A 14,614-nucleotide genomic window follows, 5' to 3' on the forward strand; every position below is an offset into this window, starting at 1 on the left:
CGACCGCAGGTTGGAACCGCAACCAGATGGCCGCCCGCGCCGCCGCGGAGATGATCGACGGCGAGTACGTCAACCTCGGCATCGGGCTTCCGACGCTGATCCCCGGCTACCTCAGCGGTGACGTGCACGTCACGCTGCACTCGGAGAACGGCATCCTCGGGACGGGTCCCTATCCAGAAGATGACGCCGTCGACCCCGATCTGATCAACGCTGGCAAGGAGACCGTGACGGTCAATGCCGGTGCGGCGTACTTCGATTCGTCACTGTCGTTCGGCATGATCCGCGGCGGGCACATTGACACCGCCGTGCTGGGTGGCATGGAGGTGTCCAAGAACGGCGACCTGGCCAACTGGATGGTGCCCGGCAAGATGGTCAAGGGTATGGGCGGCGCCATGGACCTCGTGCACGGCGCGGCCCGCGTCATCGTCGTGATGGAGCACACCGACCGCGCAGGCCACCCGAAGATCGTTCCCACCTGCACGCTGCCGTTGACCGGTCAGGGTGTCGTCGACCGCATCATCACCAATCTCTGCGTCATCGACGTGCCCGGCGACGGACGGCTCATCCTGCGCGAACTCGCGCCGGGAGTCAGCGTGGACGACGTCGTCTCCGCGACCGGTGCCGAGCTGACCGTCGACCTGGACTGAGTGGCGGTTCAGTCGGTGATGTCACCTTCGGTGACGTCGTCCTTGGCCGCATTGTCGTCGGTGGCGTCGTTTTTGAGGACGTCGCCTTCGGGGGCTTCGGTGACCTCGCCCTCGGTGGCGTCACCGGCGCTCAGTGTGTGGGCGGCCTCCATCAGCATCCACCCGGACAGCTGAACCGACAGATCCTTTTCCGGGATCGCGGAGGCGTTCACCGCGCCCGCAACGAACTGCGCCTCCTGACCGCCCGCCGTTGGCAGCTCGGCGGTTCGGTCCCAGAACGCGCCGAACAGCGGTAGCCCGTCGACCGTCTGCCGGTTGTCCCATGCCGCCTCGGCCGACTTGAGCACCAGGTCACTGGCCGTGGCCCGTGTCTCGGCATCCTCGGGTGTGATGTCGGGCAGCGTCGTCGCGGTCAGCGCCAGATAGCGCGCGGTGATGCCGTTGAACAGCCCGCCGTCTCCGCCGCCCGCGCCCTGGATGACGCCGTCGGGGGCCATGTTGTCCCGGATCGCCGCGACCAGCCGGTGCACGCGCAGCGCGTGGCGAGTGTCCTGGGTGCGCGCGGCGAGTTCGGTCTCGAGGCCAAGCACCACACCCTGGCAGTAGGTGTACTGCGCGCGGACCAATGAGCCCGCCTTGATGCCGTCGAACACCAGGTGGGTCTCGGGATCGATGAGCGTCTCGTCGATCCAGTCGGCCATCTGCTGGGCGCGGCGCAGCCGGTCGTCATAGCGGGCCAGAAAGATGCCCGCCGGACCGTTGGCCGGGGCGTTGAAGAACTGGTCCTGCTTGCGCCACGGGATGCCGCCGCCGTCCTCGGGCACCCACGAGTTGAGGAACTGATCGGCCAGCTTGTCGAGCGCCTTGTGCCGCTCCACGCCGCACAGCCGGCCCGCCCGCTCCAGGGCCAGCGCCAGCCACGCCATATCGTCGTAGTAGTCGTTGGTCCATCCGGTGTTGCGCAGCCAGTGGGCGCGGATCTGCCGTTCGATGCGCTTGAGTCGCTCGGGCTGCGGGTCGCGGACCTGGGCGTCGACCAGGCAGTCCAGCAGGTGGGCCTGCCACCAGTAGTGCCAGGTTCCATACAGCAGATACTTGCGCGCCCACGGCCAGGCGACGACACCGAGCTGCGTGCCCGGCAACTGCCACAGCTTTCGAAGGTGGCGCTTCTCGATCGCGGCTTCTGCGCTAGCCGCACGGTTGGCCCAGAGCTGATCCATGACGTTGATCCTGCCTTACCAGGCCCGAGCGAGGTCGGCATGTTGCGCTATCCAGGTGTGCATCGCAATGCCCGCCGCGACGGCCGCGTTGACGCTGCGGGTGGAACCGAACTGGGCGATCGACACCGTTGTGGTGGCGCCGTCCCTGGCGTCGTCGGTGATACCCGGTCCCTCCTGGCCGAACACCATCAAGCAGTTTCGCGGCAGCGCCGTGTGCTCGATGCGCACGGCGCCCGGCACGTTGTCCACCGCGACCACCACCAGACCCGCGTCCGCGGCGAACGCCAGCAGGTCGGCCGTCGTGTCGTGGTGCGCCAAACGCTGATAGCGATCGGTCACCATCGCACCGCGTCGGTTCCATCGGCGTTTACCGACGATGTGCACGGTGTCGACGGCGAACGCGTTCGCGGTGCGCACCACCGTCCCGATGTTGGCGTCGCTGCCGAAGTTCTCGATCGCGATGTGGAGCGGGTGCCTGCGGGTGTCGATATCGGCGACGATCGCCTCTCGCGTCCAGTACCGGTAGGCGTCGACGACGTTGCGGGTGTCACCGTCACACAACAGGTCCGGGTCGTACCGCGGATCATCGGGTAGCGGCCCGCGCACCTCGATATCCCACGGCCCAACACCCGGGGCAGCGCCCCATTCTGTGGGACCCGACTCAGTCACGCGTGGTCCACACCGCGGCATGCGTCCCGATCACCGACACCGTCGGATAGAGCAGCGCGGCGTTGATCTCCCCCTGCGTGCACAGCGACGCGCGCACGGAGATGGCGTCCAGGGCGTCGTCCGGGAGGACCAGCAGTGACGCACCGTAGGCCGAGCACGCGTGCGACAGCCCTCGTCCGGGCAGCGTGGGTGCCACCACGATCATCAGGGGACCGCCGCGTGCGAGCGCCTCATCGCGATATCTGGCTGCCACGCCACCGATCTCGAGACCGAGCAGCATGTAGCCATTGCCCTCGAATGCGGTCGGATCGCCGAGTGCCGTGGGTTCCAGCTTTGCGCCGTCCGCGCGGAAGGCATCGACACTCGTGGTCTGCAGCCGCAGGCCCGTGTCGTTCTCGTTGATGGGCGGTAGTCCGACCGGGAAGGAAGCCGGATAGGCCACCGTCGTGCCCGGGATCCGATCCTGTGGGGAGTACGCGTACACGCCACGCACCTGCGCCTGGTCCCGCATCGGGCCCAGGCACACCGTGCCGGAGAGCGTGTTGTCGGGGCCCGCGGTGGCGGGTTGGGTGCTCAGGCTGGTGACGTCGGCGCACCCGCCGATGGCGTTGGACTCGATCGGATGGACCAGCGCCCCGTAGAGGCCGAACCGGATGCTCTCCGGTTTGGCATGGGGTGCAGCGGGATCCGTCGGGGCGGCGTCGACGTCGACGAGTACGTAGTCGCCCTCGAACCGAAGATTGGCCACCGACAGGTTCCAGCCCAGGACCGCCTGGGACTCACCGATCTTGACCGACTGCGCCCCGTAGGGGCCTGCCGCATCGGCGTCGCCCGAACAGGACACCAGAACGGCTGTTGTGACGACGGCCAATACGGTCGCGACTAGTGCCCGCACTGCGCGCACGTCAGGTTCGCCCACGGCCGCGGCCCACGACCTTGGTCATGGCGCGCACCAGGTTTCGCGGAACCATCCGCCCGCCTGTGGTGAGCAACTTGTACTGCAGACCCGGCACGATGACCACCTGACCCTTGGCGACGCCGGCGAGCGTGTCCCGGACGACGTCGTCGACCTCGAGCCACAGGATCGACGGGGTGCCAGCCATGTCGATACCGGCCCGTTCGTGAAACTCGGTGCGCACGAAACCCGGGCACAGTGCGTGCACGCTGACCCCGGTGCCACCGAGGCCGTTGGCGAGTCCCTCGGAGAATGCGATGACCCAGGCCTTGGATGCCGAGTAGGTCGAGCCCCGGCCCGGCAGCAGGCCGGCGACGCTGGCGACGTTGATCACCGTGCCCGCGCCCTCGGCGAGCATTGGCGGCAGTGCCGCGTGGGTCAGTGCCATGACGGCCGTGACGTTGACGTCGAGCTGCGACTGCAGGACGCCGAGGTCAGCCGACCAGAACTCGCCTGACGTGCCGAATCCGGCATTGTTCACCAGGATTCGCACACCGCGGGAAAGCCGTTCGGCGACCTTCGCACGATCGGCCTCGACGGCCAGGTCAGCCGGCAGCACCTCGACGTGCGCACCTGCCTCGTCGTGCAGTTCGGCGGCGAGCAGCTCAAGTCGTTCGACGTCGCGGGCGACCAGGACCAGGTCGTAACCGTCGGTGGCATAGCGGCGGGCGAACCCCGCGCCCAGCCCGGACGTCGGCCCGGTGATCATGGCGACGGGACGTGGCATTCCGACAGGCTACTCAACGTCTGGATGCTCGACGACCAGCGCATGCCCCCGCGGCGGTGACGCCGTCGGGGCTAGCGCTGATAGTGCGGCGACTGGCGGATGTTGCGGGCCGGCGGACGCTGCTGCGTGTAGCGGCCCACGTCGGCCCGACTCGGCGGCTGGTCGCCACGGCCTGCGGGCAGCGCCGGTGCCGCCGCGAGCGGGCGGCCGGGTGAGCCTCCGCGCCGGGCCAGGGACGGACCCGTGACGCCGTTGGGGCTGGGCTGCGGGACGGGCGGAAGCACGCGGAGCAGATCGTTGAACTGCCGCACGGTGAGCAGGCCCTCATCCCACTGCGCGCGGGTGCTGGTGACCGGCATGGCCACGAGCGTCCAGTTCTGCTCGTTCCACATGATCTCGGCGCAGTCCGGGGCGGCGTGGGCGAACGTCACCATGCGGCGATCGCACGCGCGGCGCGCGGCGTCGAGGTTGGTCGAGTAGACCATCCGCGGGCCGATGGCGCCGAGCAGCCACACATCGCTCTCGCGGGGCTCCTTGATGTCCTTGAGCCGGACATCGACGACGACGTTGGTGCCGACCTTGCGGTGCAGCGCGATAACGGTCGCGACGTCCTCGAGATCGAAGATGAAGACGGCCTCGCCACGGATCTGACCGAGGACCACGTTCTTGGCTGACACATCGCCGACGGTGGACATCACGCCGCGCTTCCAGCGCTTGACGATGTCACCTGATTCCTGCTCGTAGTCGAATCCGTGCGACTTGGCCCAGGACTTACGGCGACGGCCCAACCCGCGTCGACGGTCAACGTCGACGTACAGCAACACGGCCGCACCCACGAAACAGAGTGCGGACAACGTGAACCAGAGAGGAACCATTGCCCCCAGCCTACTTGTTGGTAGCGGTTTCGTTCGAACTCGAACAGATCACAACCCGGTCACGTGGCGACTCGTTTTGCCGAGCAGACGCAAAGTCCCCTCATCCGGGCTGAATGAGGGGACTTTACGTCTGGTGGCGGGGGATAACTCAGCTCAAGACGAGGCCGTCGCCGTCGGCTGTGACGTCGACCCGAACGGTGTCGCCGTCGTACACCTCACCGGCCAGCAGCATCTTGGCCAGCTGGTCACCGATGGCCTGCTGCACCAACCTGCGTAGCGGACGAGCTCCGTAGAGCGGGTCGAAACCGCGCTCTGCCAGCCACTGCTTGGCAGGCAGCGACACCTCGAGGGTGAGGCGGCGCTGTGCCAGCCGCTTCTGCAGCTGATCGAGCTGGATGTCGACGATGCGGACCAGCTCGTCGGGCTGCAGCGCGTCGAATATCAGCACGTCGTCGAGCCGGTTGATGAACTCCGGCTTGAACGCCGCGCGGACCGCCGCCATCACCTGCTCCTCGTTGCCGCCCGACCCGAGGTTGGACGTCAAGATGAGGATGGTGTTGCGAAAGTCGACGGTGCGCCCCTGCCCGTCGGTCAGCCTGCCCTCGTCGAGCACCGCCAACAGCACGTCGAACACGTCGGGGTGGGCCTTCTCGACCTCGTCGAACAGCACCACCGTGTACGGACGCCTGCGCACCGCCTCGGTGAGCTGGCCACCCTGGTCGTAGCCGATGTAGCCGGGAGGCGCACCGACCAGACGCGCGACGGAGTGCTTCTCGCCGTACTCGCTCATGTCGATGCGAACCATCGCGCGCTCGTCGTCGAACAGGAAGTCCGCGAGCGCCTTGGCCAGCTCGGTCTTGCCGACGCCGGTGGGGCCCAGGAACAGGAACGAGCCCGTCGGGCGGTTGGGGTCGGCGACCCCGGCCCGGCTCCGGCGCACGGCATCGGACACGGCCTGCACGGCCTTGTGCTGCCCGACGACGCGCTTGCCAAGCTCCTCCTCCATGCGCAGCAGCTTGGCGGTCTCGCCCTCGAGCATCCGCCCGGCGGGGATGCCGGTCCACGCCGCCACCACCTCCGCGATGTCGTCGGGGCCGACCTCCTCCTTGAGCATGACGTTCTCCTGAGCCTGCGCCTGGGGCAGCGCGGCTTCGAGCTTCTTCTCGACCTCGGGGATCCGCCCGTACCGCAGCTCGGCCGCCTTGGCCAGGTCGCCGTCACGCTCGGCCCGCTCGGACTCACCGCGCAGGTGGTCCAGCTGTTCCTTGAGGTCGCGGACGACGTCGATGGCGCCCTTCTCGTTCTGCCAACGCGTCGTCAGTTCGGACAACGTCTCCTTGTAGTCGGCGAGTTCGGCGCGCAGCTTCTCCAACCGGTCCTTGGACGCGTCGTCCTCTTCCTTGGCCAGCGCCATCTCCTCGATCTCGAGGCGACGGACCAGCCGTTCGACCTCGTCGATCTCGACGGGCCGGGAGTCGATCTCCATGCGCAACCGCGAACCGGCCTCGTCGACCAGGTCGATGGCCTTGTCCGGGAGGAACCGAGAGGTGATGTAGCGATCGGACAGCGTGGCTGCCGCCACCAACGCGGAGTCGGTAATCCGCACACCGTGGTGCACCTCGTAGCGATCCTTGAGACCGCGCAGGATGCCGATGGTGTCCTCCACCGACGGCTCACCCACCAGCACCTGCTGGAAGCGCCGCTCCAGGGCGGCGTCCTTCTCGATGTACTTGCGGTACTCCTCGAGCGTGGTGGCACCGACCATCCGCAGTTCACCGCGGGCCAGCATGGGCTTGATCATGTTGCCCGCGTCCATCGCCGACTCGCCACTGGCGCCCGCACCCACGATGGTGTGCAGCTCGTCGATGAACGTGATGACCTGACCGGCCGAGTTCTTGATGTCATCGAGGACAGCCTTGAGGCGCTCCTCGAACTCGCCGCGGTACTTGGCGCCCGCCACCATGGCGCCCATGTCCAGCGAGACAACGGTCTTGTCCCGCAGGCTCTCCGGCACGTCGCCGGCGATGATGCGCTGGGCCAGCCCCTCGACGATGGCAGTCTTGCCGACGCCGGGCTCGCCGATGAGCACCGGATTGTTCTTGGTGCGTCGGCTAAGCACCTGGACGACGCGACGAATCTCGTTGTCGCGCCCGATAACCGGGTCCAGCTTGCCCTCCCGGGCGGCGGCCGTCAGATCGGTGGAGTACTTCTCCAACGCCTGGTAGGTGGCCTCCGGGTCGGGGCTGGTGACCCGCGCGCTGCCACGGACCTTGACGAACGCCTCACGCAGAGCCTGCGGGGATGCGCCGGCGCCGGTGAGCAGCTTGGCCACGTCGCTGTCCCCGGTGGCCAGTCCGACCATCAGGTGTTCGGTCGAGACGTACTCGTCGTCCATCTCGGTGGCGAGGTGCTGCGCTGCGGTGATCGCAGCGAGCGACTCACGGGACAGTTGCGGTGTCGAGTTGGCACCGCTGACACTCGGCAGCCGTTCGACCATGCGCTCGGCCTCGGCACGGATGATGGTGGGATCGACACCGACCGCTTCCAACAGCGGGGCGGCGATACCGTCGTTCTGGGTCAGCAGTGCCATCAATAGATGGGCTGGGCGGATTTCGGGGTTGCCTGCAGCGGTCGCCGCCTGCAGTGCTGAAGTCAGCGCCGCCTGCGTCTTGGTGGTCGGGTTGAAGGAGTCCACAACACCTCACCTTTCTTTGTTTCATACGGCTGGGGAGAAATGCTTCTCGCGTTGTTCAACGCAGTCAAGGTTGAGTCTGTTCCGCTCAACTCTAGTCAATTTTTGGCGACACCGCACCTCACCCGCGGCGTCATGCGACGCGGCAGGGCTACCGTCTGCATATGTCCGAGTCCGGCTTCGGCGATTTCGAGTTCGAACGGAAGTTCTTCCTCCACGAAGTTCCTGCCGTCGCAACCTCTGATCCCAGTCCCATGCTGATCGTGCAGGCCTACCTGTTCGCGTCCGACGGCTACGCGGTACGGGTCCGCCTGCAGGGACCCGCACCCGGCGAATGGGACACCACCGCCGGCGCGCTCGTGGAATCCCTCGGCGACGACGCGATGGGCACCATGACGGCGAAGGGCCCTGCCACTGGCGGCACCCGCTATGAGGCCGAACGCAGCCTCGATCCACTGATCGTCGGGCAGATCATCGCGCGCGCGGAGCATGTCGTCGCCAAGGTTCGCTACTCGGTCTGGCTCGGTGAGGACGGCTGGATCATCGACCGGTTCCTGGCGGGCAACGCTCCCCTCGTGCTCTCCGAGGTCGAGCGCGGCAGCCCCGTGACCGATCTGGTGATACCCGAGTTCTGCGCCACCGAGGTGTCCGAGGACGACCGGTTTCGCAATGAGTTCCTGGCGCACCACCCGTTCGGCGCCTGGGCCGAGGACTACCGACGCGAACTCGATCTGCTCGGCCCGACCTTCGTCGACACCCTGGGCCGCAACCAGTTCGAGGCCCGACGCACTGGAGAGCACCTGTGAGACCCGAAAACTGTTGGGCCCGCATATTTTTATGAGGCAGTGCCACCCTGGTCAGCCAGTCCGGCCCACCACGTCTCGATGGTCTCACTGAACTCTGCTGGCGCATCGGATTGCGGAAAGTGGCCGGCTCCCTGGAGGACTGCCGTGGTGTGATTGGGGAAGGTCGCCTCCAATCGCGCTCGATACTTGTCGGTGAAGATCGGATCCGCGTCGGCCCACACGATCAGGGTGGGCATCTGCGCGGGTGCGCCGAGTTGGCCGGCGAGAGTGGTGAAGAACTCGCGCGCCCCGACCAGTTCACCGGGAAGTGCGGCGCAGGCCTGGCGACGCTCGGGCGTGGGCATCGCCTCGCGGTAGTGCGCCATCTCGGCTTCGGAGAGCTTGCGGCGCTTGTGCCCTGATGGGATGAAGAAGTTGACCAACGGGTTGAACCGCCTGATCAGCGCGCGTCCCATAGACCCTCCCATACCGCGGGAGAACACCTCGCTGCTCAGGTCTCCGTTCAACGGCCACGCCCACGTGTTGCTCAAGATGAGGCGTTCGAACACCTCGGGCCGCTGCTGCGCGGCGTACAGGCCCAGCGGCCCGCCCCAGCCGTGCCCGACCAGGGTCAGTTCTGACAGGTCCAGGCGATCGAGGAAGGACACCAGCAACTCAGCGTGGTCCTGAGCCAGAAACCGATATCCGGGGGCGCCGGTGGACAGGCCGAATCCTGGAAAGTCCAGGGCGATGCACCGGAACCGGTCCCGCAGGGCCGCAATGACTTCGCGGTACACGAAGGACCAGACCGGATTGCTGTGCAGCATCAGCAGGATCGACCCCGAACCCTCGTCGACGTAGTGCACGACGTTCCCGTCCAGCTCCACGAAGCGGCTCTCGAATGGGAACAACTCGTCGTCCACCCACGCCGGACGCTCGCCTACAGGTTGCGCAGTTGTCATACCCCAGCCTTCCTTGACGTGGCTTGATAATCTCAAGTGAGGATGACATTAACAAGCCTCACCGACCAGAGGACCGGAGCGGCCACATGAACGGAATTCTGGGCGAGGTCCTCGCCGCACACGGCGGCGCCCCAAGCTGGCAGTCCATTTCCGTGATCAGAGCGCGGGGACGCCTGGGTGGCCTGCTGCCCAAACGCTTCCCCGGCAACAAGCTGGCCGACTTCACCGTTGAGGTCCACGTAGCCGAGCAATACACGGTCCTCCACGACTTCCCGCACGCCGGTCAGCGCGCCGTGTTCGACCGCGGCGACGTCCGGATCGAATCCCGCGACGGCGAGCACCTCGACACCCGAACCGACCCACGTTCGGCCTTCCTCGGGCTCAGCGGAATTCGCCGCAATGTCGCGTGGGACCCGCTCGATACCGCCTACTTCGCCGGGTACGCGTTCTGGAACTACCTGACCGCACCACTGCTGCTCACTCGCGAGGACGTCACCGTCGCCGAGGGCCAACCCTGGCGGGAGTCCGGACAGCTTTGGCGACGACTGGAGGCAACGTTCCAGGCGCCACTGGACACTCATTGCCCGCAGCAGACGTTCTACGTCGACACCGAGGGAATGATCCGCCGCCACGACTTCGTCGCCGAACCAATAGGCAACTGGGCCAGGGCCGCCCTCTACTGCGGCCAGCACCGCGAGTTCGACGGGCTTGTCTTCCCCACCCGACGGCGCGTACTCCCGCGTGGCCCCGGCAGCCGAGTCCTATCCCGGCCAACCCTCCTGGCGCTCGACTTCGACGATATCGAGATCGAGCGATGACCACGCGCTCCTATCGCCAGTACTGCGGTTTGGCGCGAGCACTCGACGTCGTGGGCAACCGGTGGAGCCTGCTCATCGTGCGCGAGCTTCTCGGGGGCCCGGCCCGCTACGGACAACTTCAGGCCGGGTTGCCCGGGATCGCCACCAACCTGCTGGCCGAGCGCCTGCGCGAGTTGGAGGAAGCGGGCGTGGTCCAGCGCCAGCTCGACACCGACAGCAATGGCGTCGCCTACGCGCTGACGCCGTGGGGTGGTGAACTGCGCGGCCCAATCGCGGCCCTGGTGAGCTGGAGTACGCCGCTCATGGTTTCCGGCCCGCAAGGCGATAGCTTTCGCACGCACTGGTTGGTTGTGGCGCTCGAGTCGCTATTGGGTGACAGACGAAACAGGGTCGCGACGACCATCGGCGTGGAAGCCGACGGCGCAACCGTCACGGTGCGCGTCGACAGGACTGGTACCCACGCCGTGCTCGACGGCGGTGCGCAACCCGAGACTGTGCTGCGCGCAGAGCCCATGGTTGTACTCGGCCTGGCGTCGGGCATGCTGACCGTCGAGCAGGCGATCTCCGCGGGGGAATTCCGCGGCAACAGGCAGGATCTCGCCGCGGTACTGGGCCGCGACTGACGGGCCGCAGGTTCCGCGCGCCACGTCCCCGCTGCGTCAATCGTGGCCGCGCGGGTACCGATTTGTCTAGAGTCAGGCATGTTGCTGAGGGGGGCTCGTGGACATCAACACCGTGACGGAGGTCGTTCGGCGACCGGCCGAGATCCCCGGCTCCGAATGGCGATCCGGGGACGCGTGGTTGGCCGGGGGGACGTGGTTGTTCTCCGACCGGCAGCCCGACGTCCGCCGCCTCATCGATCTGGTGCCGCTGGGCTGGGACGGCATTTCGGTGACCGACTCCGGTCTGGAGATCGGCGCCATGTGCACCATCCGCGACCTCTACGAGTTCAGCGCGCCCGCGCAGTGGCCGGCCGCGTCGCTGCTACCCATCAGCTGTGAGGCGTTCCTCGCATCGTTCAAGGTCTGGAACTCCGCAACCGTCGGCGGCAACATCTGCATGTCGTTGCCCGCGGGGCCGATGATCACCATGGCCGTCGCGCTCGATGCGACCTACACGTTGCAGGACACCGATGGTTCCCAACGCACCGTGGACGCAGCCGATTTCGTGACCGGTAACCACACGAACATCCTGCGGCCAGGGGAACTGTTGCAGCGGGTGAGCATTCGCCTCGACGCGCTGCGCAGGCGGCACGCTCACCGCAGGTTCACCCTTACCCAGCTCGGCCGCTCGACGATCTTCATGGTCGCCACGCAGTCGCCGGGCGTCTCCGATCTCGCACTGACCATCACCGCGGCCACCACGCGTCCGGTCACGCTGACATTCGACACGATGCCCGACGCCGAGACGCTGACCCGACGTATCAACGGGCTGGACGACGCGCTGTGGTTCGCCGATCCGAACGGGACACCGGCGCATCGACGCCATCTGGCCAGGCACTTCGCCGAGGAGATCCGCGCCGAACTCAGCATTGGGGATTCATGACCTACACGGTGAATGGGAGGACGTTCGACGACGAGCCGAGACCCGGCCAGTGTCTGCGCACGTTCGTCCGCCAGCTCGGGTGGCACGGCGTGAAGAAGGGCTGCGACGCGGGCGACTGCGGTGCGTGCACCGTGTGGCTCGACGGCGACCCCGTGCACAGCTGCATCACCCCGGCCTTCCGCGCCGAGCACCGCGAGGTGACCACGATCGAGGGCCTCGGCTCACCCGAGGACCCGCACCCGTTGCAGCGGCAGTTCCGCGACGCCCCCGGATTCCAGTGCGGCTTCTGCACTGCCGGGATGATCATGACGGCGACGACGTTCACCGATGCGCAGCGGGCGAATCTGCCGCGGGCGCTGAAGGGAAACCTCTGCCGCTGCACGGGTTACCGCGCGATCGAGGACGCCATCAACGGTGTCGCCGAGATCGAGGAGGCCGCACCGGGCGAGGCCGTCGGCACCAGCGTCGGCGCACCCGCAGGGATGGACGTGGTCACCGGCCGCGCCGAGTTCACGATGGACGTCGCGATCGAGGGCATGCTGCATCTGAAGGTGCTGCACTCACCGCACGCGCATGCGCGCATCGTCTCGATCGACAAGACGAGGGCGCTGGCGGTGCCCGGCGTCCACCGCGTCTACACGTGGGAGGACGTGCCGCGTAAGCACTTCAACACCGCGATCCACACCGACCACCTCGTCGACCCCGATGACACCTTCATCCTCGACGATGTCATGCGCTTCGTCGGCCAACGCGTCGTGGCGGTGCTGGCCGACTCGGTCGCGGCGGCCGAGGAGGGCTGCCGCAACGTCTTGATCACCTACGACGTGCTGCCCGCGGTGTTCGATCCCGAGGAGGCGATGGTCCACGGGGCGCCGCAGCTGCACGGCTCCCACGACCCGTTCGTCCACGATCCCGAGCACAACATCCTGCTCGAACTACACGGTGAGATCGGCGATGTGGAAGCGGGTTTCGCCGAGGCCGACGTCGTTCACGAGGGCACGTATCTCTCGCCTCGAGTTCAGCACGTGCACCTCGAGACGCACGGTTCCATAGCGTGGATGGAGGACGGCCGGTTGCACGTGCGCACCAGCTCGCAGTCTCCGTCGATCTGCAAGGGCAAGCTCGCGCACCTCTTCGACCTGCGGCCGGATCAGCTCCGGGTGTTCTGCAAGCGGGTCGGCGGTGGCTTCGGCGGCAAGCAGGAGGTGATATCGGAGGACCTAGTCGCGCTGGCCACCCTCGACACCGGAAGACCCGTGTGTTGGGAGTACACCCGCGAGGAGGAGTTCACCACGGCATCCCCGCGGCACCCCATGAAGATCACTGTACGGCTCGGAGCCAAGGCCGACGGCACGCTGACCGCCATCGGTTTCCGCAACATCTCCAACACCGGCGCCTACGGCAATCACGGCGGTGAGACGCTGTTCGCCGGGGGTGCCGCCATCATGGCGTACCGGTGCGCCAACAAGAGGTTTGACGGCTACTCGGTGTACACCAACACCGTGCCCAGTGGGGCGCTGCGCGGTTACGGCATGACCCAGCCCACCTTCGCCGTCGAGTCCGCGATGACCGAGCTGGCCAGGGCACTGCGCATCGACCCGCTGGAGTTGCGCCGCCGCAACGTCATACAGCCCGGGGATGCGCTGGAGGCGCTCGGCCACCATCCCGATGACGTCTGCTTCACCGAGGACTCCCTGACCGAGTGCATCGACACGGTGGACGCCGCGCTGGCACGCACCGCTGCCGACACAGAGGACCTTGGTCCGGACTGGCTGACCGGCACGGGAACCGCGTGTTCGATCCATGAGACGGCGCCCCCGACGGAACACATCTCCGACGCGTGGGCCACGCTTCGCGACGACGGGGTCTTCGAGATCGCGGTCGGTACCGTCGAATTCGGTGAGGGCACGTCCACCGCACACGTACAGATCGCCGCCACGGTGCTCGGGACCACCCCGTCGCGGGTACACCTGGTGCAGTCCGACACCGACCGGACCGGCTTCGACACCGGCGCGTTCGCGAGCGCGGGCCTGTTCGTCTCCGGTAACGCCGTCCACAGGGCCTCGACCGCCCTGCGCGAGGCCATTCTGCGCTTCGCCGCGCGCCATACCGGGGTCGACGTCGCGTCATGCGTGATGGACGATGACGGTGTGCGGTGTGGTTCCGCCCGCCTCACCCTCCTCGAGTTGCTCGCCGCCGCCATGGCTCGAGGCATCCGATTCACCGAGTCTCGCAAGGCATACGGATCACCGCGCAGCGTCTCGTCGAATGCGCACGGGTTCCGGATCGCCGTGCACCGGGTGACCGGCGAGATCCGCGTGCTCTACAGCGTGCAGGCCACCGACGCCGGCGTCGTCATCAACCCGGCACAGGTGCGCGGCCAGATTGAGGGCGGTGTCGCCCAGGGCATCGGATTCGCGCTCACCGAGAACTTCCACGTCGACGAGGACGGCGTGATGACCAACCCAAATCTGCGCAACTACCGCATCCCCACCTACGCCGACATACCTCGCACCGAGGTCCTGCTGGTGGAATCGCACGATTCACTGGGGCCGATGGCGTCGAAGGGTATCGCCGAATCCTGCATCAACCCGGTAGCTCCGGCGCTGGCCAACGCACTGCACGACGCCACGGGAGTGCGCTACCGCGACTTGCCGCTGACGCCGGAACGCATCTACGCCGGGCTGTCGAACCAACTGTCGCAGGCGAACTCGTAGCC

At 67.2% G+C, this 14,614-nt stretch carries 13 protein-coding genes; 6 read left to right on the plus strand and 7 right to left on the minus strand.

All coding sequences use genetic code 11. The features are described from left to right. Window positions 1-26 precede the first annotated feature (26 nt). Window positions 27-647, plus strand: coding sequence for a 3-oxoacid CoA-transferase subunit B (locus tag ACZY0X_RS03695; protein WP_241405870.1), 621 nt, complete (start codon window positions 27-29; stop codon window positions 645-647). A gap of 8 nt (window positions 648-655) precedes the next feature. Here ACZY0X_RS03695 and ACZY0X_RS03700 read toward each other — a convergent pair whose 3' ends face one another. The 6 genes from ACZY0X_RS03700 to clpB form a co-directional block, all read right to left on the minus strand. Then, window positions 656-1,867 (minus strand): glycoside hydrolase family 76 protein, encoded by a 1,212-nt coding sequence (locus ACZY0X_RS03700; RefSeq protein ID WP_463768226.1) that lies wholly within the window; start codon window positions 1,865-1,867, stop codon window positions 656-658. Window positions 1,868-1,882: 15 nt separating this feature from the next. Further along, a complete protein-coding gene (locus tag ACZY0X_RS03705; RefSeq protein ID WP_463768228.1) occupies window positions 1,883-2,536 on the minus strand; it encodes a TrmH family RNA methyltransferase in 654 nt (217 codons plus the stop codon). Continuing rightward, window positions 2,529-3,431 carry a hypothetical protein gene (locus ACZY0X_RS03710; protein WP_463768762.1) on the minus strand — a complete coding sequence of 301 codons (903 nt, stop codon included), beginning with the start codon at window positions 3,429-3,431 and terminating at the stop codon, window positions 2,529-2,531. The genes ACZY0X_RS03705 and ACZY0X_RS03710 overlap by 8 nt, the downstream gene beginning before the upstream one ends. Before the next feature lie 10 nt (window positions 3,432-3,441). Next, window positions 3,442-4,218: an SDR family NAD(P)-dependent oxidoreductase gene (locus ACZY0X_RS03715; protein ID WP_463768229.1), complete on the minus strand. Its 777-nt coding sequence runs from the start codon at window positions 4,216-4,218 to the stop codon at window positions 3,442-3,444. Window positions 4,219-4,289: 71 nt separating this feature from the next. After that, window positions 4,290-5,093 (minus strand): trehalose monomycolate transport factor TtfA, encoded by an 804-nt coding sequence (gene ttfA / locus ACZY0X_RS03720; RefSeq protein WP_241401295.1) that lies wholly within the window; start codon window positions 5,091-5,093, stop codon window positions 4,290-4,292. A 148-nt stretch (window positions 5,094-5,241) separates the two neighbouring features. Then, window positions 5,242-7,788, minus strand: a complete 2,547-nt coding sequence (gene clpB, locus ACZY0X_RS03725; RefSeq protein WP_463768230.1) for an ATP-dependent chaperone ClpB — start codon at window positions 7,786-7,788, stop codon at window positions 5,242-5,244. A 161-nt stretch (window positions 7,789-7,949) separates the two neighbouring features. On the opposite strand from clpB, the gene ACZY0X_RS03730 reads away from it, so the two are divergent. Then, window positions 7,950-8,591 carry a CYTH domain-containing protein gene (locus ACZY0X_RS03730; RefSeq protein WP_463768231.1) on the plus strand — a complete coding sequence of 214 codons (642 nt, stop codon included), beginning with the start codon at window positions 7,950-7,952 and terminating at the stop codon, window positions 8,589-8,591. Window positions 8,592-8,620: 29 nt separating this feature from the next. Here ACZY0X_RS03730 and ACZY0X_RS03735 read toward each other — a convergent pair whose 3' ends face one another. Then, the gene (locus ACZY0X_RS03735; RefSeq protein ID WP_463768232.1) at window positions 8,621-9,532 is read right to left on the minus strand and encodes an alpha/beta fold hydrolase; all 912 of its coding nucleotides are present in this window, start codon (window positions 9,530-9,532) and stop codon (window positions 8,621-8,623) included. An 86-nt stretch (window positions 9,533-9,618) separates the two neighbouring features. Between ACZY0X_RS03735 and ACZY0X_RS03740 the strand changes: the two genes are divergently transcribed. The 4 genes from ACZY0X_RS03740 (at window position 9,619) to ACZY0X_RS03755 (ending at window position 14,612) form a co-directional block, all read left to right on the plus strand. After that, complete coding sequence (locus tag ACZY0X_RS03740; RefSeq protein WP_463768233.1) at window positions 9,619-10,350, plus strand: hypothetical protein; 732 nt, start codon at window positions 9,619-9,621, stop codon at window positions 10,348-10,350. Continuing rightward, window positions 10,347-10,973 carry a winged helix-turn-helix transcriptional regulator gene (locus ACZY0X_RS03745; RefSeq protein ID WP_463768234.1) on the plus strand — a complete coding sequence of 209 codons (627 nt, stop codon included), beginning with the start codon at window positions 10,347-10,349 and terminating at the stop codon, window positions 10,971-10,973. Before ACZY0X_RS03740 ends, ACZY0X_RS03745 begins: the two co-directional genes overlap by 4 nt. Before the next feature lie 97 nt (window positions 10,974-11,070). Beyond that, the gene (locus ACZY0X_RS03750; RefSeq protein ID WP_463768235.1) at window positions 11,071-11,895 is read left to right on the plus strand and encodes an FAD binding domain-containing protein; all 825 of its coding nucleotides are present in this window, start codon (window positions 11,071-11,073) and stop codon (window positions 11,893-11,895) included. Beyond that, the gene (locus ACZY0X_RS03755) at window positions 11,892-14,612 is read left to right on the plus strand and encodes a molybdopterin-dependent oxidoreductase (protein WP_463768236.1); all 2,721 of its coding nucleotides are present in this window, start codon (window positions 11,892-11,894) and stop codon (window positions 14,610-14,612) included. The genes ACZY0X_RS03750 and ACZY0X_RS03755 overlap by 4 nt, the downstream gene beginning before the upstream one ends. Window positions 14,613-14,614: the final 2 nt, after the last annotated feature.

It is taken from the genome of Mycobacterium sp. IDUB_39, from assembly GCF_055419205.1.